The sequence below is a fragment of the Winogradskyella psychrotolerans RS-3 genome, assembly GCF_000427335.1.
Taxonomy (GTDB): domain Bacteria; phylum Bacteroidota; class Bacteroidia; order Flavobacteriales; family Flavobacteriaceae; genus Winogradskyella; species Winogradskyella psychrotolerans.
The window spans coordinates 96953-122800 of the sequence record NZ_ATMR01000034.1 but is presented as its reverse complement, the minus strand read 5'-3'; the positions used below and the strand labels follow the sequence as shown (position 1 = coordinate 122800).

The 25848-nt window shown below is 33.3% G+C and carries 24 protein-coding genes, 1 tRNA gene and 1 pseudogene; 14 read left to right on the top strand and 12 right to left on the bottom strand.

All coding sequences use genetic code 11. The features are described 5' to 3' along the window. Positions 1–63: 63 nt before the first annotated feature. Positions 64–136 (top strand) — tRNA-Gly (locus tag ADIWIN_RS02875). Positions 137–190: 54 nt separating this feature from the next. Here ADIWIN_RS02875 and ADIWIN_RS02870 read toward each other — a convergent pair. Together ADIWIN_RS02870 and ADIWIN_RS02865 are read right to left on the bottom strand one after the other, a co-directional pair. Beyond that, on the bottom strand, positions 191–2734 hold the full coding sequence (locus ADIWIN_RS02870) for a leucine-rich repeat domain-containing protein (RefSeq protein WP_020894891.1): 2544 nt from the start codon (positions 2732–2734) through the stop codon (positions 191–193). A gap of 77 nt (positions 2735–2811) precedes the next feature. Beyond that, a complete protein-coding gene (locus tag ADIWIN_RS02865; RefSeq protein ID WP_020894890.1) occupies positions 2812–5325 on the bottom strand; it encodes a leucine-rich repeat domain-containing protein in 2514 nt (837 codons plus the stop codon). 243 nt (positions 5326–5568) lie between these two features. Here ADIWIN_RS02865 and ADIWIN_RS22300 point away from each other — a divergent pair. The 10 genes and pseudogenes from ADIWIN_RS22300 to ADIWIN_RS20475 all read left to right on the top strand — a co-directional run. Next, a pseudogene (locus ADIWIN_RS22300) lies at positions 5569–9293 on the top strand (DUF5724 domain-containing protein); the annotation flags it as partial. A 57-nt stretch (positions 9294–9350) separates the two neighbouring features. Then, the gene (locus ADIWIN_RS22295) at positions 9351–10574 is read left to right on the top strand and encodes a DUF4132 domain-containing protein (RefSeq protein WP_438874650.1); all 1224 of its coding nucleotides are present in this window, start codon (positions 9351–9353) and stop codon (positions 10572–10574) included. 117 nt (positions 10575–10691) lie between these two features. Further along, entirely contained in the window at positions 10692–11105 is a 414-nt protein-coding gene (locus tag ADIWIN_RS02855) for a hypothetical protein (protein ID WP_020894887.1), read from the top strand. A 9-nt stretch (positions 11106–11114) separates the two neighbouring features. After that, on the top strand, positions 11115–11429 hold the full coding sequence (locus ADIWIN_RS02850; RefSeq protein ID WP_020894886.1) for a hypothetical protein: 315 nt from the start codon (positions 11115–11117) through the stop codon (positions 11427–11429). An 80-nt stretch (positions 11430–11509) separates the two neighbouring features. Beyond that, complete coding sequence (locus ADIWIN_RS02845; protein ID WP_020894885.1) at positions 11510–12028, top strand: GNAT family N-acetyltransferase; 519 nt, start codon at positions 11510–11512, stop codon at positions 12026–12028. 149 nt (positions 12029–12177) lie between these two features. Beyond that, positions 12178–12798, top strand: coding sequence for a DUF1444 family protein (locus ADIWIN_RS02840; RefSeq protein WP_316929621.1), 621 nt, complete (start codon positions 12178–12180; stop codon positions 12796–12798). 212 nt (positions 12799–13010) lie between these two features. Next, on the top strand, positions 13011–13634 hold the full coding sequence (locus tag ADIWIN_RS02835) for a hypothetical protein (protein ID WP_040756416.1): 624 nt from the start codon (positions 13011–13013) through the stop codon (positions 13632–13634). A gap of 76 nt (positions 13635–13710) precedes the next feature. Then, positions 13711–14085 carry a hypothetical protein gene (locus ADIWIN_RS02830; RefSeq protein ID WP_040756399.1) on the top strand — a complete coding sequence of 125 codons (375 nt, stop codon included), beginning with the start codon at positions 13711–13713 and terminating at the stop codon, positions 14083–14085. 54 nt (positions 14086–14139) lie between these two features. Next, positions 14140–14823 carry a hypothetical protein gene (locus tag ADIWIN_RS02825; protein WP_020894881.1) on the top strand — a complete coding sequence of 228 codons (684 nt, stop codon included), beginning with the start codon at positions 14140–14142 and terminating at the stop codon, positions 14821–14823. A 152-nt stretch (positions 14824–14975) separates the two neighbouring features. Then, a complete protein-coding gene (locus ADIWIN_RS20475; protein ID WP_020894880.1) occupies positions 14976–15113 on the top strand; it encodes a hypothetical protein in 138 nt (45 codons plus the stop codon). 19 nt (positions 15114–15132) lie between these two features. Here the strand turns inward: ADIWIN_RS20475 and ADIWIN_RS02820 are convergent, their stop codons facing one another. From ADIWIN_RS02820 to ADIWIN_RS02775, 10 genes are all read right to left on the bottom strand, one after another. After that, entirely contained in the window at positions 15133–15540 is a 408-nt protein-coding gene (locus tag ADIWIN_RS02820) for a DUF4168 domain-containing protein (protein WP_161624660.1), read from the bottom strand. A 236-nt stretch (positions 15541–15776) separates the two neighbouring features. Beyond that, on the bottom strand, positions 15777–16208 hold the full coding sequence (locus ADIWIN_RS02815; RefSeq protein ID WP_020894878.1) for a hypothetical protein: 432 nt from the start codon (positions 16206–16208) through the stop codon (positions 15777–15779). 19 nt (positions 16209–16227) lie between these two features. Then, the gene (locus ADIWIN_RS02810; RefSeq protein WP_020894877.1) at positions 16228–16737 is read right to left on the bottom strand and encodes an endonuclease V; all 510 of its coding nucleotides are present in this window, start codon (positions 16735–16737) and stop codon (positions 16228–16230) included. A 37-nt stretch (positions 16738–16774) separates the two neighbouring features. Next, entirely contained in the window at positions 16775–17530 is a 756-nt protein-coding gene (locus ADIWIN_RS02805) for a DUF2314 domain-containing protein (RefSeq protein ID WP_020894876.1), read from the bottom strand. A 68-nt stretch (positions 17531–17598) separates the two neighbouring features. Next, positions 17599–18306 (bottom strand): DUF1963 domain-containing protein, encoded by a 708-nt coding sequence (locus ADIWIN_RS02800; RefSeq protein ID WP_040756397.1) that lies wholly within the window; start codon positions 18304–18306, stop codon positions 17599–17601. Between the two features lie 11 nt (positions 18307–18317). After that, positions 18318–18767, bottom strand: coding sequence for a DUF1963 domain-containing protein (locus ADIWIN_RS02795; RefSeq protein ID WP_020894874.1), 450 nt, complete (start codon positions 18765–18767; stop codon positions 18318–18320). A gap of 93 nt (positions 18768–18860) precedes the next feature. Continuing rightward, positions 18861–19937, bottom strand: a complete 1077-nt coding sequence (locus ADIWIN_RS02790; protein WP_152487201.1) for a hypothetical protein — start codon at positions 19935–19937, stop codon at positions 18861–18863. Positions 19938–20254: 317 nt separating this feature from the next. Beyond that, on the bottom strand, positions 20255–21511 hold the full coding sequence (locus tag ADIWIN_RS02785) for a hypothetical protein (RefSeq protein WP_020894872.1): 1257 nt from the start codon (positions 21509–21511) through the stop codon (positions 20255–20257). A gap of 57 nt (positions 21512–21568) precedes the next feature. After that, entirely contained in the window at positions 21569–22210 is a 642-nt protein-coding gene (locus ADIWIN_RS02780) for a putative DNA-mimic protein (protein WP_020894871.1), read from the bottom strand. 245 nt (positions 22211–22455) lie between these two features. Continuing rightward, on the bottom strand, positions 22456–23289 hold the full coding sequence (locus tag ADIWIN_RS02775; RefSeq protein ID WP_020894870.1) for a DUF6892 domain-containing protein: 834 nt from the start codon (positions 23287–23289) through the stop codon (positions 22456–22458). Between the two features lie 162 nt (positions 23290–23451). Between ADIWIN_RS02775 and ADIWIN_RS02770 the strand changes: the two genes are divergently transcribed. From ADIWIN_RS02770 to ADIWIN_RS02760, 3 genes are read left to right on the top strand one after another with little or no spacing between them, the layout of a single operon-like run. After that, positions 23452–23802 carry a hypothetical protein gene (locus ADIWIN_RS02770; protein WP_020894869.1) on the top strand — a complete coding sequence of 117 codons (351 nt, stop codon included), beginning with the start codon at positions 23452–23454 and terminating at the stop codon, positions 23800–23802. Between the two features lie 2 nt (positions 23803–23804). Next, positions 23805–24665 carry a hypothetical protein gene (locus ADIWIN_RS02765; RefSeq protein ID WP_020894868.1) on the top strand — a complete coding sequence of 287 codons (861 nt, stop codon included), beginning with the start codon at positions 23805–23807 and terminating at the stop codon, positions 24663–24665. Next, positions 24666–25799 (top strand): adenylosuccinate synthetase, encoded by a 1134-nt coding sequence (locus ADIWIN_RS02760; RefSeq protein ID WP_020894867.1) that lies wholly within the window; start codon positions 24666–24668, stop codon positions 25797–25799. Positions 25800–25848 lie beyond the last annotated feature (49 nt).

Below are 25848 nucleotides of genomic sequence, written 5' to 3'. Positions count from 1 at the left end.
AAATTAAACATGACGATTTTAAATATTGAAACACCATTAATTAAAGTAATTTAATTATAAAATGCGAGAGTAGCTCAGTTGGTAGAGCGTCAGCCTTCCAAGCTGAATGTCGCCGGTTCGAACCCGGTCTCTCGCTCAAAGAGCTTCATAGAAATATGAAGCTCTTTTTTTTGCGATAAAGTGTATGCCTTTACATTCTAAAAGGTACTTCACTATCTATATCATCAAAATTCCGTTGAGACACTAATTTATTCTCCAATGGCTCATAAAGTTCAGATTTCATATTACTGCCATTAAATTTAGAGGTCCAGTATATCAATTTTTGTAGGTTAAGGTTTCTAAAGTCTTCAGATACTTTTTCTAAAAATTCACAACCACTAATACTTAATACTTCAAGCTGTTTTAATGAAGCTAATTCTACAGGTAAAACAACTTGTTTAAAATTGTATATTCCTAAAACACGTAGATTTTTTAGATTAGCAATCCAAGTCGGAATTTTTTCTTCTTTGTTATGTGCACTGATAAAAAGCGTTTCTAAATTTAACTCAGAAATCGATTCAGGATACGTGCTGCCATTTTCATCTAAGCCTTCTAACCAAAGATGTTTTAAAGCATTCCAACGCGATATCACTTCAATACTTTCATCGCTAATATGATCACAATGTATTAGTTTTACCGCTTCAATACTTTCAACGTTTAGGTTGTCTATGGTTTTAAGCGCGACACTCTGCATTCTTAATTTTTTAAGCTGAGGCAAGGTTACAGCAGGGAAATCATCAAAGCCTTTGGCTTCAAATATCCCTAAAAATTCAAGATTTGGTGTCTGGGCTAATAAACGTTCTAAAGCTTCGGTAGTTCCGTTATAATCATCAATTCTTAATACTTTTAGATTCGGGTGTTTAAAGGCCGTTAATGCATTGTTATGTTCCGGATTGGCTTTTTTAAACGTAATGGTAAGCTCTTTTAAATTTACGAAATTTTTAAGTAAACGCTCTAACTGACTCACATCACTGGTAAAATCAAACGATTCAATTTTTTCTGGATGTCTAAAGGTTTCAAAATTTAAAACATTATTTACATCGTCATTTCTATGTCCAAGATTAAATTTAGTCGCACTAATTACCGCATGAAATTGCTGTAAATTAAGTATTGGTGTGGCTTTAACTTCAACATTAAACACATCAAACGGTGCTGTCCCTGCTTCTATTCCTTTAATTTCAGAAATAGTTAAATTAGTAATATGCTTTGGCAAGCAATCTGTATTTACAACTAAAGCACTCGCATTTTTAATTGTCAGGTTTTCTAACTGTGCTATTTTTGAAAACACATTTGGAAAAATTCTAACCGCTAATTTTATATCTTTAGTATGCCACTCTTGAAATCTGTATAATTCAATATTTTTAAGACTTGTACATTGCTCAATCCCTTCAAAAAGCCAATCTAATTTATGTTCTAGTTTATAGTTAAGCGTTGTTAAGTTTTTAAATACTGCTAATGATGTATTATGTGGGGTTTCAAGTGCTTCACAATCCACTGTTATAGTCTTTAAATTAGGAAAAAACGACGCGTTATCTAATACAAAATTAAGTAGTTTTGGCGAATCTATTTCTATAGATTCTCGCAGACTTACTTCTGTCATTGGTGAAATATTAGTTTCGCTGTATGTAATTTTTGTTACTAATTTAGGTCTAGGCACATCTCCAAAACATCTAGACGCATCTCCAAAAAATAAGGTAGATGATATGGAATCTATCTTAGGCGCATTAAGTTCAAAAAGTTCTAATTTTGGTAAATCCTCAAAACCACTTGGTAAGCTATTTATGCTTTTAGATAAAATCTGAAACTTTTTTAGTTGCTTTAAATGACTCACATCTTTAGGCAATGCTATTAATTCTCCTAAGCAAAAGAATTCTATTTGTTTTAAGGTTGCCGGAAACACGACTTGAGACAGATCTTGAACGCCGACAAAACGCAGTTTCAACACTTTTAATTTCGTAAGTTTTGTAAGCCAATTAAAATCGGTTAGATTCATATTGTCCGTAGAGCTAAGACTCAAATAATCACCTTCAATACGTAATTTTTTTAAGGATGTTAACTGAGACATTGTACTTGGAAACATTTTTAGATAAGGGACAACAAGCTTTAGTTTTTTTAGATTTGATAAACTACCAATATCGTCTGGTAATTGCTCAAAATCACCTTCGATGCTTATTTCTTTTAAAGACGTTAATTTTGGAATTTCTTTAAGAATACTATCATATTTATTACCATGATCTCGTAAACGTATACTTAAGCTTTTAACACCGTTAAATCGGCTTAATATATGAGGATGTTCTAACAAGCGATCTAAGAAGTCTATCGAAAACCAAAAAAATCCCAATTCTGATTTCCTTTTAACTGTTCGTGGCCAACTTGTTATTAGATCATGTAGCTTAAAAAGGTCTAAGTCTTCAGATAACAATCCATATTCTAAAAGAGAAATCATTCTAGCGACGTGCTTTGCTTTCTTTGATATTTTTTTTCGGCTCTTAAAGGCTAACTGCAAAGCTTCTGGGGCTTGTTTTTTTATAATGTTAGCACATTCTGTTCTATTTTTTTTATCTGAGGTTGTTTTTGCGATCACAAAAATTTCATAATAGAAATCTTCTGGAAAGTTTTTAAAGGCCTTAATAACGTCATAAGTTTTGTCAATTTCAGAAAAATCAAAAACAGGATTTTCTATTAGTTTTGTCATAGTAATCGTTAATTTTTAGGGTATAAATTTCTTTTAGAAACAGTTTTTTAGATACAGTATGTTGTGCTTTAATTTCTTTAACAGCACAGATTATATTTTTCATCTCTGTTATCAAAATCCTCTTTTAAGATTTTATTTTTAGCTAATGCGTAAAATTTAGACGATTTCATATTGTTTCCATTAAATTTTGAATACCTGTAAATTAAATCCTCTAAATTCAGATTCTTAAATTTATCAGATACTTGTTCTGTAAAATCACACCCTCTGATACTCATTATTTTTAATTGGGTTAATTCGGCTAATTCTTCCGGTAATGGGGAATACTTAAAGTTTTCTATACCTAAAACTCGTAAGGATTTCATTCTGCCTATCCATTTTGGGATTTGTCTTTTAGTTAAAAATCCATCAATAAAAAAGGTGTTTAAATTTAAGTCTGCAATGGTCTCTGGGTAGGTTTCAAGATCTTGACTAATGCTTTGTAGCCAAAGAAACTTAAGCGTTTTCCAATGTGATGCCGTAACCATAGCATTGTAACCAAAATTGTCACACGATAAAACTTTAAAAAGTTCTATGTTGGGCACTGTTAAGTTTTCTATAGACTGTATATCATCGCTATAAAATAATTTTAGCGTTTTTAGTTTATTTAAAGTAACCTTAGGAAGATCTACAAGGCCTACACAATCGTAAATTTCTAAAAACTCTAGATGAGGCGTATGCTCTAATAATAATTTAATAACACTAGTGTCACCATTAAAATTTTTAATAGTCAAGTTCTTTAAATTATGATGCGTATAAGCGGTTAAACCATTGTTTTGTTCGGCATTATCTACATTAAAATCAATGGTTAGTGTTTGTAAGTTACAAAGTGCTTTTAATGCCTTATCTAAGCCTTTTACATTACTATTAAATATAAAATCTTTAATGCTTTCAGGGTCTTTAAAATTATCAAAATCTAAAGTCTCATTTTTAACACTATTTTCATCGCCTAATTTCATTTTTTTGGCACGTATTACCGAATAAAACTTTTGCAATGCGGTAATAGGTGTATCTATTACTTTTAGATTAGTTACCTCAAAATCTTCAACACCTGGCTCAATTACTTTTATATCTGTAATGGTAAGACTGTCTGTCTTTATAGGTAAATAATCTGTATTTAAAACTAGTGCTTTTGCACGGTGTACTTTTAAGGTTTGCAAATGCTCTATTCTAGAAAATGCCTGAGGAAAATTAGTAAAATCAGCGTTTGTTATTTCAGCATCAGTCCTATTATATATTCCATAAATAAGAACGTCTTCTAGCTTTTTACATTCGTGAATATCCTCTAAAATCCATTCTAAATGATGCGCTAATCTATACTTAAGGTTTTTAAGTTTTTTAAATGCAGAAAGCGTATGTGCACTTCTTCTTTTTGGTGCATCACAATTAATTTCTATCTCTTTTAAATTAGTAAAAGACAAGGCATTATCTAATACAAAACTAAGAAGCTCTGGATGGGTGAAATCAATTCTTTTTAGATTAGTTACAGGTGTTTCACCATAAGGCATAAACTCTGTATACAAACCTAGTAAACGTTTAATATTGGGTCCAAAAATAAAAGCAGCAGGAACTTTTTTTAATTTAGATAAATGAATAGCTTCTAAAACCTCTAAGGTTTTAAATTCACTAACAGATGCAGGAAATTGTTCTAGTTCCCTCATACCACTTAGCCTCAATTTTTTTAGTTTTGGTAAGTGACCAAGTGTTTCTGGTAAAGCGGTTAAATTCTCAAACCTAAAAAGCTCTAAATTTTTTAAACTTGCCGGAAGCTCAACATCAGAAAGGTCTTGTACCGCAAAAGAACCTATTTTTAAATGCTTTAAACTTGTCAATTCTTTAAGCCAAGTAAAGTTAACTATGTTAGGGTTAGGTTCGTCATTACCAAAAGGAAAACTTCCTCTAAACTCCAACTTTTTAAGTGTTTTTAGTTTTGTTATTCCTACGGGAACCCATACCAAATTAGGTGCTGCTAGTATAAACTCTTTTAAGTTAACTAATCGTTCTAGTTCTTCTGGTATGTATTTATAATCAATGTCAAGTTCAAGTTTCTCTAATGAAGAAAGTTGCGTTATGTTGTTTACAACGTTACTAAAACCTTCTTTCTGCCTAGAGGTGCTAATTGTTAATTCTTTAACACCGTTAAACTGACTTAAAAGATGTGGTGTTTCTATGAAAAGTTCAATAACCTCTTTACTTCTATATTCAAGCGAAAGCGTTAAACGCTTACAAACTAGTGTATAAAGTTTAAAAAGGTCTAAGTCCTCTGATAGAACTCCGTACTCTAATATAGCAATCAGTTTCTTGTTAAAAGATTGAGAATCCTGTATTGTAGTTATTTTTTTTCGACTTTTAAAAGCGAGTTGTAAAGCTTCTGGCGCCTGCTTTTTTATGATATTGGCACACTCGGTTCTAATCTGTTTGTTTTTAGTAGATTTTGCGAGTACAAAAATCTCGTAATAAAAATCTTCTGGGTAATTTTCACATCCTTTAATTTTTTCAAAAGATGTTTCGTCTTCATAAAAGTTGAAACCAAATTCGTGTTTACTTAATATCATAAGGCTGTTTAATTTTATGTTACAAACCTATTTTAAAACGCGGTGTCATTTGTCACTGTATTCTGTGATATTTAAAATTCCATCTAAATATTTAACTAAAAACATCCCTAAATACCGTGAGTAAAAAAACTTGAATTACTTTTATCTTGCCAACCATTAAGAGTAATCTTTTTTATAAAGAAATAAATTGAAACAATAATCACAACTCGTCTTAGTAGAGTAAGAGTTTAATAAGAAAAAGTAATGATTCCAATAGAAGAAGCAACTAAATATATTGAGAAAAATAAAAAGCCAGCAATAGATCGGTTTGAGTTTCGTGCATTTTCTGAACCTTATCGCGTTTTAGCTAAAATTTTAGGACGTATTGATAAAGGCGAAAGAAGAACCTATTATAGTGCCACCGATTACATTGCGGTTTCTGAAGATGCTATTCATAATAATCCTTGGCGAACTCAAGAAGGAATGCGTTTAGGAATGCAGTTATTTGGTATTATTCAAGCGCCATATTTAGCCGATATGTGGGACTTTATAGATACGACACCTTATCAGAAAGGTTATGATAGAAAAGCATTTAGATCTGTAAAAACTGAAGATACATTACGTAATAAATTACAAGTTTTCACGCATTTTTTAAGTTTAAGCAGAAAGGGATTTGGCGGATTAACATTACATGAACATTTTCAATACAGCACCTATTTCCCTCACGGAAACAGCTACTTTTTAGCAACTTTACTTCATAATGGAAATGGAATGTTTGATGAATTGTTAGATGATATTCTTCAAGCTGAAGATGAGATTGGTGGTGTAAGCGCAGATATTATTAAAGCTTTATTACTTTCTGAAGATGAAAAACATTGGGAAATGGTGGGTAAATTATTACTCGCAGCCCAACGTCAAGAAGGTTTAAGACAAACTATTTTAGAAGCTTTAGATGAATCTGGTCTGGGAGCATTAAAATACATGATTACTATTGTTTTAGAAAATGACTTAGCGCGTTTTACAAGTGTTAACAGAGCTGTTTGTACTTGGTTCGGTTTAAATTGGGAAACCCCTAAAAAATCAGTAATTAATCGGGTGTTAGCACTCGCACAATCTTTAATTTTAAATTTAAAAGAAGTAGACACACTTCTTAAAAGTAAAGATAATCTGGAAGTTTTAGTGGCTTTGTGGTCTATCGCTATTTTGGATGTCGATAAAGCCAATGCAAAAGCTTTGGACATTGTTTATAATTCTGAAGATCGAAACAAAAAGATTCTAGCCTTATATTTTATTCATACAACAGACAGAACAAACGATTCTTTAGTCGAATATTTCAAAAATAACTTAGGAAAAGATTATGCTTTAGATCATTGGATGGCGGTAAATCTACCATCAAATATGTTATTAGATAATGAAACGTTTAAAAAATTATTTGAAGTCGCAAAAACAGCAGAAGACAAAGGCAAAACTTATGAGAGTAAAATATTTTCGTGGTGGAGTTTTACGCCTTCATCGTATTATTTCTATCAGTTTTTAATCAATGGCGCCAATGAAGAACAATTAGAATTAATCGCGAATGATTTAGAAATACTTCCAACAGAATTTAGAGAAAGTTACATTCGTAAAGTATTTCCAAAAGATTACAGCTACTCCTTTTATAATTACGAACAGGATGCAAAGAAAAAAGAACGTTTAAATTACGATGAAAACTCTTGGAAAAGAGCTTTAGCAAGAAAAGCCATTTATAACAGAAACGAGTTATTAATGTCTACCGGACTTAGTTTGTTTAGTAGGATGCATCTTTATGATAAAGATTTAGAGATTGCCGAAGATTTATTAAGACGAAAACATAAAAACCTACGTACCTCATTAATTAAATTGTTAGTAGAGTTACCTGCCGACCGTTTAAGAAACAGTACTACAAATTTAGTAACAGCAAAAAGTATAGATCAGCGTATCGCAGGTTTAGAGATGTTAACCCTTTTACACGACGAAAACAGACAGTCTAACTTTGTAGAAGACCAGATTCGTTTGTATAACGAACGTCCCAAAATCACCAAAAACGAACAAGTCTATTTAGATAAGTTTTCGGATAATGCTGAAGAATTCGATTTCAGTAATGGTTTCGGAGCTATTGATTATGATAACTTAACACCACTATATATTCCACAATCGCGCTTTGAGAAAAAAACGAATTTCTTCGATAAATTAGGAATTACCACTTCAGAATCTTCAGGGTTTAAATTCAAAGATTTTATAGATGCGACTAAAATTGTTAAGGAAGTTAATACCTTAATTGATATTGTTACTAAAAACAAAATTACGAATATCAAACAGAAATATATCAAGGGGAAATAGCAACTACTTATATAGACAAAGGGATTCGTGATATAAAAAAATTAGAAGATGATGCTACTGCCGAAGAACGTTTACACAATATTCCTTTAGCAAATGTATGGATCGCTTGGTACGAGCAAAGTAAGCTTAATGATTTTGAAATGTACGCTGCAATTCGTTACATTAATCATCATAATAATCCGTTTGGAGACTATAAAGAATTAGCACCTTTTGCCAGACAATATTATCCAGATTTGAGTGGTTTAAAATTAGATAAAGAAGACCGCTATAATTCAAAATCTGATGCCTATAACAAAATTCTAAAATGTTTAGCAAATGTCTATATAGAAGAAAGAATTATTGCGTCTTTTAAACTCGATGTCTTGGAGGATATGATTGCTAATTTTCCTAAAAAATTAAAATCCGTACACTACCAAACCTCTAATTACCGCTACAATAATAAAACTTACAATTGGGCTAATATTGTATTACCGCTCGGACCAGGAATAAGTAATAATAATTTACATCAACTCACAGAAGCACAGCTTCAAAGATATTGGGGACTTTATATGTATTTAATTGCTCAAGATATTGTCTACCCTGATACGACTAACGATGTAAAAGCGATTACAAAACAATTTAGTAGACCTGGTACTGTACCGTTTCCAAGGGTAGAAGTCACTTTAAAACTTTATAAAGAAGGCTTATTAAATGATGACGACTTACGTTTTCAGGCTTTAAATTCTCATGAATTAATGGTGATTATGGATGGTGGTTTTAATTATAGAATGAATTATAAATGGGTAGAAAGAGACTGCGTACCTAAGCACGTACTAGCACCTTTAAAAACCAATTTATTAGAAACAGAATTAGAACGTGGCGATTTAGAAACATCAGCAACAGGATACATAAACGGTATTCACCGTGTAGAAGGTGTAGATTATGTATTTAGAATTTTAGAACGCTTAGGAAAAGATAATTTTGAGCGTGGTTATAGCTATTATGGAGATAGTAAAAAAACAATTTTTAGTGGTCTTCTTAAAAAATCTCTTTTTAAAGATACCGAAAGTTATCCCGATTTTGCAGCTCGTGCAGATGCTTCTAAAGTCACTAAAAAACGATTAATAGAACTCGCGTGTTATGCCACACAATGGACGGGAGTTGTTGGCGAATATTTAGGTTTAGAAAAATTAGAAGATGCCGTTTGGTGGTTTCAGGCACACGCTTCAGATTATATGAATAGTGAAAAAGAAACCATTATTTCGCGTTATTCTAACATTCCAAAAAGCGATTTTGCGCTTGGTGCGATAGATGTCGATTGGTTTAATAGAGTCTATAAAACCATCGGAAAAACCAATTGGAAACTACTACACGATGCAGCCAAATATATTACCGATGGAAACGGACACCGACAAGTAAAACTCTATTCTAGCGTGATGCTTGGTGAAGTAAAAATCACAGAAACGTTGAAAAAAATTAAAGACAAGCGCGATAAAGATTACGTACGTGCTTTAGGTTTAATTCCATTAAGCAAAACCGTACCAGAAAAAGATTTATTAAAGCGTTACAACCTGTTGCAAGATTTCTTAAAAGAAAGCAAGCAATTTGGTGCGCAACGCCAAGAAAGTGAAGCCACAGCAGTAGAAATTGGTTTAGATAATTTATCAAGAACCGCAGGTTACCAAGATCGTGTACGTTTTAGTTGGGCTATGGAAGCGAAGGCAACTCAAAAAATTATGGAAAATGCCATAATTACCATAGAAGAAACGGTGATAGAATTAGTGATTAACGACCTCGGTAAAACAGACTTTAAAGTCACTAAAGCAGGTAAATTATTAAAAAATATTCCTGCCAAATTACGTAAAGACAAGCAAGTAATTGCTTTAAAAGAAAACAAAACATACCTATCTAGACAATACAGTAGAACACGTTTATCATTAGAGAATGCCATGGTAAACGAAGATGAATTTTCGGCACAAGAAATTCATAATATGATGCAACATCCTATTGTAAAAGTAATGTTGAGCAAATTGGTAATGTACGTTCCAGAAAAAGAAATTTCAGGATTTTATAACCAAGGCATTTTAACAGATGCAACAGGAAAAACACATCCATTAGCAGAAGACGATGTATTACTTATCGCGCACGCGTCGCACTTATACAAAGCTGTAGAATGGGATATTTACCAGAAACACTTATTCACAGAACGTTTAGTACAGCCATTTAAGCAAGTTTTTAGAGAGTTGTACTTAATTACCGATGATGAGCGCGAACATAGCACACGTTCCGAGCGTTACCAAGGACACCAAATTCAGCCTAAAAAAACCGTAGCACTTTTAAGAACTCGTGGTTGGACGGTAAGTATGGAAGAAGGCTTGCAAAAAGTATATCATAAACGTGGTTTTATAGCAACAATGTACGCCATGGCAGATTGGTATTCGCCGTCTGAAGCCGAAGCACCAACACTAGAAGATGTCTGTTTCCATTCCATAGATACTTACAAAAAAATTCCGCTTACAGAGATCCCATCCGTAGTTTTTAGCGAAATTATGCGAGACGTAGATCTTGTAGTAAGTGTTGCTCATGTTGGTGGTGTCGATCCGGAAGCAAGTCATAGTACCATGCAAATGCGTGCTGCTTTGGCAGACGAATCTGCAAGATTATTCAAACTTAAAAACATCACGGTTAAGGAGCGTCATATCTTTATAAAAGGAACTTTAGGCGATTATAGTATCCATTTAGGAAGTGGTCAGGTGAGCAAAAACGGACTGTCGTTATCTATCATTCCGGTGCACAGTCAGCATCGCGGACGTATGTTCTTGCCTTTCGTAGACGAGGACCCAAAATCGGCAGAAATTATTTCTAAAATGAAATTACTTTCAGAAGACAATAAAATCCAAGATCCAACCATTTTGGCACAAATTAATAGTTAATAACAATAATATTAGCGCGTTACCTCGCTTAGGCGAGGTCGGGCTTTCTGTTGCAAGTCCTCGTGCTAGCGCACTGTGGGCTTTCCACGGCAATCCCTAACGCAAAATCCGTAAACCATGGAACTCACGTTACAACTAAAAAAACTCGGGAAGAAAAAAGTAAAAGAAGTCCCTTTTACACTAGAGGAAAACCCTAAAAATCTAGAAGATTTATTAATTGGTTGTGTTAAAAATCAAGTGGACGCGTATAATAAAAAACGAACCGAAGTAAATGTTATCGGGTTTTTAAGTCCCGCAGAAATAGAAGAAAAAGCCCAAAGTGGTAAAGTCAATTTCGGAGACATCACCAACACCGAGTTAGCAAAGCATCAGCAAGCCATAGACAATGTGTTGCTAGCCTTTAAAGACGGTCTTTTCGTGGTTTTTGTAGACGATGAAGAAATAACCGATTTAAAAGCCCCTTTACAACTCACCTCAGAAAGTGTGATTGCCTTTATCAGGCTTACCTTTTTAGTCGGCACCTATTGGTAAATTGTATCTATGGAATCCCTTCAACACGACTTAGCAAAACAAATCACGAATTACCATTCGGTTTGGTCTAAATTATTAGCCAATACCAATTTTGGAAATTATGCTTCAAGTTTATGGAACGTCACACTAAAGCCAGAAGATGTGTCGGTAAACCGCGATGACGAAACATTCAAATTTCAACACGCTAATTTTCAATTTGATGTAGAAGTAGGATTGTCTTTTGGTGATGATCATTCCCTATTTACAAAACAGGTTTCCGGACAAGGAACGTTTCAATTTATTGACGCTAACATCATTAAATTAAAAACATTAATTCTTAACTAAAATTTAGACTTTCAGCATCTATAAAAATTATAATTTCGCAAAAAAAGGACATTTAGAATAGAAGGTAAAAACGAATTAAAATGATTGAAATTATAAAAGCAGATGCAGAGCATTCCCAATTAATTGCAGAACTAGCACAACAGACCTTTTTCGAATCTCATGGCCATAGTGCTTCTAAAGACGATATAAACAACTTCATTTTAAAGACCTACAATGCTGAAGCCATACGCAAAGAATTTGAAAATAAACAAGTCGCATACCACCTTATCTATGATAACGAAATCCTTGCCGGATTTTCAAAAATAGAATTGCAATGTCCTAATATAAATATAAGCGAGAAAAACATTACGAAATTAGACCGCATTTATCTTTTAGAAGCTTTTCAAGGCAAACAATTGGGTGTAAAATTACTCGATTTCAACATCGCTTTATCTAAAAAACAGCATCAAAATGGAATTTGGTTAGTCGTTTGGACGGAAAACAACAAGGCTGTAAATTTTTATAAAAAAATGGGCTTTAAAATTGCAGGAGCTTATGATTTTCAAATTTCTGAGACGCATACCAATCCCAATCATGTGATGTATTTAGAGTACAACTAACATTCATTAAAATATATAATGATAAGGTGTTTACAATATTGTAACACCTTTTTTTATGCCTTAAAAGTATATAGCTAAACCTTGAAATGGCTGAATACCGTGATAAAAAAAACCTAGTGTTGCTCTAATTTTGTAAGAACAAAAAATCAATAATTATGAGCAATACCATTTACGGGCCAGAAAAAACACCTGAAGAAATAGCAAAAATAGTAGAACAAACAGAAAATAGTGATCAAAAAATCTATCCTATTTTAAAACCTGGCGACTGGGTTGGACTAAAAGCTGGGGCTTTAAGTTCAACATTAATTCCTTCCGAAGACGGCGCTGAAGTCGTGATTGGTTACGGTATGGATACACCTGATAACTTTGTGTTTTTAACCAAACAGCATCTCGAAACTATGGATGCCAAGCAAATTACCCAAGAAGCTTTCACCAATTTAGAAAACTATAACACCGATTTCGAATTTGTTGAAGCGTTAAACAATAAAGCCTTAGCCTCTAGCGGACACGATTTTTCTAGTGAACGAATTCTTTCTAGAACCCATATGCTTAAAGCACACGCCATGCTAGAAGCCGAGGAGTTATTAGTGTCTATCCCTAGAAGAACCTGCATGATGGTCATTTCAAAAAAATCAGATAAAGACACTGTTAATAAGTTTACTTACTTACACAACCATACTTGGAATGATGATAGCTTCGGTAATGCACCTATTACAAACGGTCTTTTTATTGTGAAAGGTGGTGATATTGTAGGGCATATCCCGTTATAATACAATCAACAAAACCCCATAACTAACCGTGTTTTTAAAGTAGTTAAAACCAGTAAAGGCATTCTAACTTTAAAGGATGTCTTTATTTTTTATGCCTTAAGCTATTTAAATAAGCATTACAGATAATTCATAAAATTTACAAATAGCTGAATACCGTGATAAAATTCTTTATGGGCTTCGATAAATTTGCATTAAATAATAAAACAAATAACATGAAAGTTAACACCCTTAATAGAAAAGAAAATTTAGCAGAAATTAAAGCCATCGTAGAAAAAGCAAGCCAAGGAGACTACAAAGTGTATCCTATTGTAAAAGCAGGAACTTGGGAAGGTTTAGACGGTGAGATTCTACAAACTACCGCCATAAAAGGTGATAATGATGGGGATCCTTCTAAAATAGTCGCTGTGTATGGGATAGATACACCAGATGGTTTTGTGTACTTAACTATGTCCGATTTAGAAATTTACGACGGAACAAAACTATTAGATGATGCGTATCAAAACTTAGACGATTTAGAATCTACTTTAGAATATGCCGAAGCACTAGACAATAAGGCACTTATTTCTATTGATACGTATTTTGCTAGTGAACGCGTCTTTAGCAAAGTAGAAATGACAAAAGCTCACGCTATGCTAGATTCAGAAGATTTATTTGTGTCCACATCCAAATATGGTGAACTAATGATTATTTCACAACACGCAGATAAAGAGACTAAAGATAAGTTTGCTTACCTACATAAGTACAATTGGAATGATGATGACAACCCTAACGAGCGTATCGCTGACTTGGTGTATTCAGTAACAAACTGTGACATTGTAGGACATATTCCTTTATAATTTTCAGAATAAAATAAAGACATAGTTACCGGTGTGCACGCATCGGTAATTATTTTAAAACTTAAATACACAACAATTGAAAAATCTAGACTTTAGTATAAACGGAAGAGTTCAAAACTTAATGGTAGATGTTTTTGATGCTATAAGTGCCTCAAAAGAAGCAGAAGTTAAAATAAATGAACTTTTAGATACTAGAAGCATTTTTGAATTCGTTTTTGAAATTGTAAAAACCTCTGGTTTTTATAGTGAAGATGAAAACTTCAAATTGATTAAAGCCTTAAATATTGATACTGATGAAGCTTCCAATGAAGATGCTTTATTCAATACTTGGACGACTATGGGCGCCAACCTAAACACGTCTAAAACCCAAGAGGAATTTAATGCCAAATTCGCTTTGTTTGTGCCTATTATTTTAAAACATATGGAAGCTATTAACCGTATGTCGGCTTAACATCTCATTACATTTTTAGATCTACTAAATACCGATAGCCCAAAACAAAAACTTATGAAAATAGAAAAATTAACTAATAATCGTGAGCCTTACCACGAAATGTTATTTGACAGTTACTTAATCGAAAATATAAAGTCGTACGAGGAACTTATGGACGTTTATCAAACCTATAAACAAAATCATCCTGACAAGACTATAATCTTAACCTTAGATGATTTAGGTCAAGCTGAATATACTAGTGGACATGCTTGTGACTACAATTCTCTGCTAGATACAGAAGGCTATGATTTATCTGGACTTAACGAAGCGTGCTATGATGAAGATAACGCACATTTGGGTCATTTTTCTACACCATCTGAATATTTCATAATCCGAGAAAACTTTTTGAAACGCACAAAGGGGATTGATTTTAAAACGGTTTGTGGAAAAGATATAAGCAATTCTGAAGACGATGTTTTAGATTTAGAAAACATTAATGAATTCCCGTTAGCCTTTTTAGACCAACAGGTTATCCTGAAGATTCTTCCAGTAGAACAATCATACGAAGGACTAACAGGGTTTCCGAATGGATATTTTGATGCTGACTTAAGTCCTTTTGAGAATTACGCTTTATCGAAGCACCTATTTGAAACCTATAATTTTGAACTTTTTGGAATAGGGGCTTCCTTTTTAGGATTTATTAAAAATGAACCTTTAAAAGACAGTGAACTAAAAGCATTGGTAACCGACTTGGCATAGTTGTATAACACCACCGAATCAGAATTTGAAAAATTAGCAGACATCATTAAAAATAAAAAGCATTTGTTTTTAAGATACACCGAATAATTTGAGGATTAAAAATAGTAGATAACAAGTATCTTCTTTGTTTATAAATCGAAAATTTTGGATAAATGGAATCGAATAAAGGAGATGTGCGTTCAGGTGCTTTAGTAGGAATTGAAACATTCATGAATTTTCAATCTAAATCTTACCTAAAACATAAATGCCAGGGCTCTTGTTATATAAAGAAACCTGGCATTTATGCTTAAGTAGAAAAGCTATTAATCTTTAAGACTTATCACTTTGACGCTTTACTATAATGGCTTGTAGTCTTTGTTGAAGACTTTGATCCGCCTGAATTTTTGCACCTATTTTCTCATAATCTTGTAAAGTGATCCCTGCAGATTCTATACTGGCTATTGCCTTTTTTTCAATTTCTGGCTGCAATTCCTCAAACTTTACAATCACATTTTCATGCTTTTCCTTTTCAGCTTCTGTAGCATCCGATTCTTGATTTGGATCCATTTCTGCCTGTTGTATTTCATTGAAACGCTCTACCTCTAACCCTTCATCCTTTATGATAGCTATCATTTTTTCTTGAGACTTCTGATTTTGTACTTGCACTTCTGTATAAGCATCAGCAAATTGACCTAATTCTTTATCTGATATGTCTTGTTCTTGGGCCATAAGACTCATGGACCCGCAAACAAACACAGCTAGAAATAAACTTTTAATTTTAGATGATTTGAACATAATTATTGATTTTAAGATTTACTCAAACTTATAGGTTAAATTATTTGCCACCAATTAAAACTGCACTCTTAACGTTACTTTATAATTTTTTAGACTGATTTTATAATTTTTTTAGGAAACTTCAGTCATCAAAACAAGGGATGAATTGTTCAAGACTATATATCAAATAAAAAAGTAAATTATTCGGAATAGGCTTTAATAAGTTTGTATAACGTCATTTTGGTTTTAAATAAACCTCCGTCATCGTGACGAAAAATATAAAGTGTTTTACCATCGTGTCTGTCAACAAACAACAAATCCCCTTCTGAATTTTTACCAATAGTGATGCTCGCAGATAACATTGCCATATTCCATTTTTTTCCTTTTTGATCATAACTTGTAGGTCCCATAACATCATTTAATGTAGTGGCATAAGCTCTTAAGGCACGAGCTTCGCTCACTTCCATACCATCAATGTTTGTTAAGGAAATCATCTTCTCAAAACTAAATAGTTTAAAATCTTCATCTTCTACAGTAACCGTTATCTGTTTTTCTGTAATAAAATCTCTGTAATTTTTTCTAAACAGGTTCTTAGCAAGATCAATGCTTTCTATAATAAAATCTGTACTCATAATTATATTTTTTTTAATATTAGTTCTTAGTATTTTCTTTGGTCTTTGTATCTACAATCTGTAGTAATGTTGGCATTCGGTATTTACCGTGCATACGTTCTATAGCGTTACAAATCTCATTTCTATCCGAACCAATAGCGGTGACATACAATGGCTTTTTACTTTCGCCACGAAACACTTCTTTAAATACAGAAGTTTTAGATACAAACTCAGATTTTGCAATACCTACAACCGGAATTTTATGCTCTAAAGCTTGGTACAAATAGCCTCCTAAACCCAAATGTTTTTCTTCTAGAATCACATAACCATCTACAATAATTAATTCTACCTCATCTAAATTCACTTGCTTTAGTAAGCTTAGAATACACGGCAATTCGCGTTTATAAAAGGAACCTGGTTCGTACGGTTCTACACCTTCTATAATATCTGTATAAATTTGTATTGGCTCTTCATCTTCCCAATCGTTAAAGCTTACCGCAATGGTTTTGGCTTTTCCGTCGTAATAATAAGTGTCAAAAGCGAGTATCATTGGCAATTAGTTTAAGGATGGTATTAATAAATTAGGACTAACGTAACATCGGGATAATATGCGACCAATTTAAAGCGATCGCAAAATCTAAAGCTGTCTTACCAGTATTGGTTTTGGCATTTTTATCGGTACCTAATTCTAATAAAATCTCTACAGCTGTTTTGTTTCCAGCAATAGTTTCGGTATGTAATCTGGTTACTCCGTTTTCATCTGCAGCCTTTACTACATCTAGATTAGCTTCAAAAAATTCTCTAGCAGGTTGCTCCATTACTTTGCTCATTGGGTGTTCAATAAGGTTCTCTTCATTGTCTTCTTGCTGATAAGCCACTAGAATATGGTTAGGATCACCAAAATCTAATCCCCAAGCCTCATCGTGTTGTTGTCTTGCTTCCTCCGTCATATCAGAACGTAAGACTTGAATGGTATATCCTCCATAAGTTTTACGGTCTATGGCTAGCATCCAATCTGATATTTCAGAGACTTTTCTAGTTACCGTGTCGCCTTCCGCAACATTGGTTAATAGGTTAGGTGAATTCATTAAAACACCCGTAATATTTTCCCCATCAAAAGCTATTTCGCTAATCCACATATGTTCTACAGTAGGTTCGTCATCAACTTTATCCATTTGTTGAAAAGGAATTTTTACTAAGGCTAAATCGTGTGCAGGAACAACTCTTTTGCTTTCCCAATACATTTCACGCCAGAAATAGTTAAACGTTTCTTGTGCTTTTAGGTAAGCCGTTTTCATTTTTTGATTTTGTTTAGCAAAAATGATATTGTTGTCTTGACTCATCGTTTATGAATATGATATGTTAGTTATATTTTAGCATTGGATTTTCATCCGAGATACATTGTCCTTTATTAATAAAAATCGTAATACAAACTCCATTGTTTGGTCTTGCTATTTTTGGCGAACATTAAGCTCCCACCATCTATCACGTTGAAATTTGCCTTATAATCTGATACAATTTGAAACACAAACTGAAACCCCTCTCCAAATCCCTCTGCATCTCCTATTCCTGATTGACAAAAAGAAGGATAACCACCTATTTTGTGGTCGTAGATATGATCGGTAATATCAAAATAATCATCAATAATCCCTTTGTTTTCTAATTTTAAAACTTCGGCTTCATCTTCCATAGACAGACCTCCACCATCCCACAATGGGAAATCATTGTTGTCTAATTCTGGTTGTAGCGGAAAGGGTTTTACAACCGAATTAGGGGTTTCTAAATTTTTAATTTTGATACTGTCTAGACTTTCATACTCTCTTATCAACCAATGGTCTCCCATAGGCTCAAAACATTCTGGCCATTCTGTGGAAACAAAAACAGTGATGAGTTTGGTATTTTTGATATTTGGATGAACGTAAGGCAAATTAGGAAGGTAAAATTGAGCCAATGGTAACATTGGGTTACCGTTTTTATCTAACGGAATGTCTTCATCTTCGTTATAAGCAAAGACTTTACCTATCCAACTTTCTTCAATAGTATTTTTTGGTCTAAAGCCGCCAGTATTAAATTTAGTAACCGGTTTAGATATTTTATTTTTTAGGTCTTCTACTGTCATCATTTTAATTTTTATCCAAACATCGTGGTGTCTTCAAAAGTTTTACCGTTATAAGATTGTGCAATTAAATAATGATGGTTTACATAGGTTTTTAACGGCGTTCCTTCTTCAAAATAATAGACTTTTACATAATCTTTTGCTCCATAAAACACATTTTTATCATCATCATTAGCAATAAAAAAGATTAACATTCCTGTTTTTGGTAGTGGCGTTTCAAATTTAATTTCACTTAAATTAATTTGTAATGCAAAATGATAATCACCAAACTCGTGTGTAGGCCACTCAAAATCTTCAGGTACTTCTGGATAGCCACCTTGTTTACTTAAACCTACATTTTCTTTACTGCGGTTTTCTCCTTTTATTTTAATAGAGGGTAACATTACGGATCTTAAATAGGCTTCTTTTTTATATAAATCGTATTTTTCAATTTTAACTATCTCTTCAAATTTAGCTTTATCCATAAGGTTATATTTTACGCTTGGTGCATTATAAATATGAAGCTTTGCTTCGTTTTTTAAGTAACGGTTTTCAGTGATATTATAATTTCAGATGCTTTATAAGGTTGATTTGTGCGCTTTAAGACTTTCGATAAGCGAGTCGATACTTTTCAATTTTTCTTCATATTTATTTTTAATCGCTATTTGCGACACTTCACTGATTTTATCAGAATCAAAATCTAAAAGCTCTACACTTTCTAAAAAGTCAGGAATAGTATCCGTTATATTTATAAATGCCTTTGGCTTAAATAAAAGTACAGATTCTAGACTTGCTGCTTCAAAATCCTTAACAGAGATGGTTTTAAATGTTTCTAATTGCGTTAATGCTAGGGTATCAGTTAATAGAGTGCTGTCATTTAATGCTACTTCTATGTTTAGTGGTGACGTATTTCGGTAAATAATGCCTTCTACAGGTTCTTCGCTTACCAATTCGCCTAATAAAACCGCTTTAGGTTGAGTCACTTTTACTGTTATAATATCATTTAAATCACCTTTATCTACAAAAATATGCTCTGGAAAAATAGAATGGTATACATTATCTCCTTCAATACTTGACCAATTTCCGTCCTTATAGTAGAGTTGTAACGGATCGATAACAACTGTATATTTTACTTTATACTGTTTAATATAAGGTTGAAAATCTTCATTCAGGATTTTAAATTGACTTTTATAAAATGACATTGTATTTAAAGAACGTTCTGCTTCTTTTTTAGATACGATTTCAGGTATACTGTTCTTCAATTCTATTACTGCATCATACATTTTCGTTTCCATGTGAGACGTTGTAAATGAAGAATAATCATGCGTTTTACTATCCTTATTGTTAACAGACGTACTTGTTGTTTTTTCTAAAGCCGAGTTTTCTGAATCTAACTCCATACTTACAAAACGTGCATCCGACAGTTGTTTTCCTGTAATTACAAACATTTTAGATGTATCAGGCACTGAAAGCTTTGTTATTACAATTGGATCTTCAATCGTGATTTTAGTAGGCTGCATCTTTAAAACTCTGTCGATGTCTCCTTTTTGATATCTTGGTTCATTTAGTGTATATATGATTTCAAATTTCAATAGGTCTTTAGGTAGATAATACCTCGTGTCATTTTGTTCTAAAACGAGATTATCATGATACAATGCTGAATACGTTTTTTGTTACAAGAAGAACATAGGACTAGGATTAGCACTAAAAAAAGTAAAGTATTTTTCATATTGAATGTGTTTATTTTACAATTCAAAATTAGAACTTACACCTCTTTATTTTATCCCTGAAACTAGTGAGATTGATACATACTGAATTCAGGTTGTTTTGTTTTCACTGCAGAAAATAACAAAAAAAACACGGTTTTAAAGGCGTGCTTTTATTATTAAATACCGATGCAGAGTGACGTCATTTTTAATTAGATCATTTCAACTCTACTTTAAATAAATTAAAGTGGTTAAGAATTGCTGTTTTACCATTTCATTATAGGTTCGTCTTTCCAGAAAATCAGACGAAAATCTTCATAATGATCACCGGTTCCTATAGTATGGGTATCTCTACAACCTTTATCTAATTGTAGTTTATGAAGCATCCCTGAAGCAGAACCCACCCACAAAGTATTTTCGTCTTCAGAGATAGTCATACCTGTAATTGTAGATCCTAAAAAGTATTTCCAAATGCAATGGCCTTGCTTATCAATCGCTTTTATATACCCAAAGGCATCTCCTAAAATATAATATTTTGAAGTTGCTACACCACAATACACACGCATACCATCATCTATGGTTGTATAATCGTCACTTTCTTCATAAGCTACTATATTAATGTCTTTTACATTTGAAGTATCTACTCCAATGGTTACTCCATTATAAAAATGACACGAATTGGTAATTAACTGTGTATCGTCTTTAGAAAACAAACAGAAATCTGGATAAGAAGATTGTGGACCAACTTCACCAATTTCATTACCGTTACTATCTAAAATTCTATGATCGCAACACTGATCGCCAACAACGATATACTTATTATCGTTAGACAGGGTGGCATTTTCCATATCCATGTAAGATTCCCATTCGTCACCTTCTAGATCTGGCAAAGGGTGAATCATATTTTCAGCATCGCTAGAGATAATAAAAATACCATCCGAGGACACTAATAGAACTTTTAAGCCATCGTTAAAAGGAATGATCTCTGTAATCCCTAGATTCTTTGTCTTATCCAAATTAAAAGTTGCAATAATATCTCCCTCCCAACCTTGTGTCGTTACAATAGTGTTTTTTGACGCTATAGCAAAAACATTATGCTGTTTAGACTTACCTATACCGGTAATAGATTCATCTAACTGAAGCGTTATATCCTCTATTAATACGTAGGCTTGTCGTTTTTGATAAGCAGTACCCACAACAAATACTATTTTCTGTGCATCAATAAAGTGTAATTGTTCAATACTTTGACCGTGATCTTGCATAAACTTGATAAATGGCGTGTGTGCAGGCGGAAAATCGTTTCTAAATTGGTCAACGGTATGGTGTGTATTGGCTGCTTTTAAAAGTTGATATACAGCATCGGCCAAATGATTTCTCTCATCTTTCGGCTCCTCCCCTTTCCAGTTTTCCCAGCCGTAAGCATCTCCAAATTTCACCATAGTATTAACATCAGTAGCATAGGTACTTCCCAATGCATTCCATTCTTGTTTGATACTTTCTATATTCTTATCGGTTAATTTCATAAGTGTTATTTAAAGGTTTGTATTGTGAAGAATTTGAAACTAAAAAAGGACTCAGTTTTAATTAAAAAGAATAGCGGTATGGTTATTAATACTAAATTTTGCAGCATCTATAAGCGTAACACACACTAATATTTCTATCCAAAAATCACTTTCATTTTTAATAATTGTGTTCAATTCATCGACATTAGTAATGCTGTTATTTTCGTCTAATCCGATACCTAAATGTGGTGTCAAACTTTTTAACTCTTTTAAAAGACTATAAGACGATCCAATCATGGCACCAGGAACAGGATTCTCATCGGTATCAAAAAGCACCTCTGGTAATTCTACAGGAATATAAAAGCCTTCGGCATCTGAATGCGTTAACAGGTGACTAGACATATAAGAGTAATGATCTTCTAAAATAGCATCACCTTCTGGCTCGTCTTCAGGAGAAAAAGGTGTTGGCACCCAATTTTCATTATCTTCATTCTCCCAAGTGTGTGCTAAAAAACGTCTTAAATGATGTAGAAAACGATAAGGAAAACCACCAAATTGCAAAGGCTCTGTTTCCATTACATCTGGTTCTTCGTAAGGTTCTACATTATTTGCTGCCAATATTATATTTATATTATCAAAAATCACTTTATAAGCTTCGAAACCTTCTGGCTCGTTGTCTTTAAAATCTGCTAAAATGCCTGTTGAAATAGTTAATCCCATGATATCGTTGTTTTATTTTTACACGACAAAATTAGAATCTAGCTTTCATAATTTTATCCCCGAAACTAGTGAAAATTTAGAACCCTATCTTTTTTGTTTTTATAGAACACTTCAATTTAACTCATAAAAAAACACGCTCATCTAGCGTGTTTTATCATGTTTTTGCCTTTTATTTCAAAGCCATTCCGTTTCAATTCCCGTGCGCTCAAACTCATTATAAGCCTCATCGGTGGCATAACATAAAGTTACTTTTTTAAATTCGGAAATTGTTTGGCATCAATAGCGGTTTCAATATCCCAATATTCTACAGCACCACCTGAGAATGGAGATAAATTCATATAAATATCGTTTCCGCCATCTTGATAAAAGTCAGTAATCCCTGAAGCTAGGCGCTTCGGTATAGGTAAATCTTTAAAATATTGTTCTACCTCGGCTATAGGTTCGTAACCTTCATCATCAATATCAATCTCGCGCTCTTGATACCAATCTGCAAATTCATACAAATCAAATACGGGTTCCATTAGGCCTTTCGTATACATCAACTCTTCAATCACCGATAATTTAAATCCGAAATCTATAAATTCAATCACCTCCTCGTCCAACGATGTAATGCTGTATTTATCTTTAGGAATCCCTGATCCACGTACATAAGGTGTGTATTCACTAATTTCAATAGCGTTAATATTTTCTCTTCTTACAGAAAACCAAGCACTTATGTCATTGACCAACAAGGCACCACTTTTATCTCCTTTAAATAATTTAACGTGTTGCTGTTTATGCGACTTATAATAACGTACAATATCCTGATTGTTAAAATAAAATATACCGTCAAAAGTTTGCTTCGGACTAAATTCATAAGCTTCCAATTCTAAAGCGACCGTTATCGACTCTACCACCTCTCCATTTTTAGAGTAGGCTAATATTCCTAAATCGTCCCAAGTAAAAACCGTCGTGTTTTTTCCTTCTATAGTTCTGTAATTTTCATTCAGACATGCTTTTAACTGTGTTAAAGATGCTGGAAACGTGATGGTTTCTGAATTAATTTGAAATCCTTTAGACGATAAATGTAATACAATCATAAACGTGGTTTTAAGCGTTTTCAAAAGTAAGTCGCTTACAGAAATAAGTAATGCCTGTATTCCGTGATTTTTTCTTCAGAAGTATTCCTCACAAATTAATATCACTGTTATCAGGGATAAAAACCAAGACCTCGCCCACTAACTTTGTAAAAAACCTTTTTTATGGAAGATAACACCAAAACTGCTGCGTTTTTAGAATCTTTAAAACGCAACAACGATAAAATAAGAGACGACCGCGCTAACGCTATTGCAGAAGATGCACAATTGATGTACAAACGTGAAACGGAAGATTTAGCCTTGGCGTTAAAACGTTTAAAACGCGAACAAGACAATATGTTAGATATGAGTCCTACTGACGCGAATAGTTTGGTATTGGCATCTGATTTTGACGCCAAAGAGTATGTGGCTAAAGATTTAGATATGTCTGTAAAGATTAGAAACTTAGAAATTAAATTAGAATTAGCCAAAAAGCGTTACACACACTTATTTGGTGGTACAATAAACGAACTGTAATTATGGGAGGAGGAAGATTTAGTCATGATGCGTATGCAAAATTACGTCGATCAAAAGGCTACAGTAATAAGTCTAGAGAAGAAATATTTACATCTAGAGCAATAGATTCTGAAATGGATCCGTCTGAGGTGATTGAAAGAGAATCTAGAGATTCTGAAGAACATCCAGAAACCGTATCTATAATTGTGGCTTTAGATGTAACCGGTAGTATGGGTTTTGTACCCGAACATATCGTTAAAGAAGCGTTACCTGATTTAATTGGCTCTTTAATGGAAGCCGGAATTGAAGATCCGCAAGTGTTGTTTTTAGGGATTGGCGATTTTATATACGACAGAGCGCCTTTACAAGTAGGACAATTTGAATCGTCTGCTGAACTGCTAGACCGTTGGTTAACCTGTGTCTATCTTGAAGGTGGCGGTGGCGGCAACAATCAAGAAGGATATAACTTGGCACATTTATTTGCTGCGAGACATACAGCAATTGATTGTTGGGAAAAAAGACAACAAAAAGGCTTTTTATTCACTATTGGTGATGAACCTGTGTTTCCTACCATTCCTGCTGAAATTATAAAACGTTATACCAGTGCAGATGAAGCTGCAACTATTACTACGGAAGCTATTATTGAAGAAGCGCAAGAAAAATACAACGTATTTCATATGCATTTAGAGCATAATGAATGGTCTAAACAAGAAAGTCGTAAAGGAAATTGGAAGTCCCTATTAGGAGATAATTTCCTTGAAATTGCAGATTATAAAACAGTTGCTAAAAGTATTGCAGACGTGGTGATTCAAAACCATAAACCTAGCACTTCAAGCAATACATCTACAGGAAGTACTTCTATAGATGTAGAAAATATGCTTTAAATGACAAAATGTAGTTTAGTTATAGATTTAGGATTTGGTGATGCCGGAAAAGGGTTAATCACCGATTTTCTGGCATCGCAACATCCTGAGCAAAGTTTGGTAGTACGGTTTTCTGGAGGCCATCAAATAGGGCATACGGTTAGTACGGAAGCATTAACCCATACCTTTAGTAATTTTGGTTCAGGAACGTTTTTGGGCGTGCCTACTTATTATTCCGAGCACACGACTTTATTTCCGCCGGCCATTTTAAGTGAGGGTGAGTTTTTAAAAAAATATAAGCCTAAATTATATTGTCATCCTTTAGCGATGATAACTACCATTTACGACATTGCTTATAATCGGGCTTTAGAAAAGCAACAGCATCACGGTTCTTGTGGATTAGGTTTCGGAACTACCATTGCGAGAAATAACGCTGAAATTTTCTTTTACGCCAACGATTTACAGTTTGAGTGGGTGGTGAAACAACGTTTAAAAAGTATTAAAAACTACTACGAAACCTGTTTAGAAAGTCAGCCAAAAGAAGTACAAACCTATTATAAAAACGAACTCAAAGACTATAACGAAGATTATTTTATAGACAGTTGTTCGGCCATACAAAAGTTTTATAGCATCGCCCTATTGTCTGATTTAGAAGACAAATTTGAACATTTTATTTTTGAAGGCAGTCAGGGGATTTTATTGGACACCCAACACGGTTTTCATCCGCATACCACCTGGAGTTATACCTCTTCAAAAAATGCGATTCAGCTAATAAAAACACATTTAAAAACGATTTCAGATATTGATATTTTTTATGTCACCCGTTGTTATCAAACCCGTCATGGAAATGGCCCGATGAATGAAACCGCACCTGTAATCCTTCAGAATAGTGAAAATGAAGCGAATATAACTAACGAGTTTCAAGGTGTATTTAGAACACAAGCTTTAGATGCCGAATTGCTAAATTACGCTTTAAGTTGCGATGCCATTCATCACCAAGATTTACACAGCCACAAACATCTTGTATTAACGTGTTTAGACCAATTGGCTCATTTTTCTTATGATAAATTACTTCAAAAATTAGACAGTAAATTGAATACGTTATATGGAAGTTACGGCCCTAGACGCGAATGTATACAGAAGCTTTCAGACTAAGGTTTTAAGGGCTTTAACTATAATTTAAATTATAGAAGAATAAAATTAC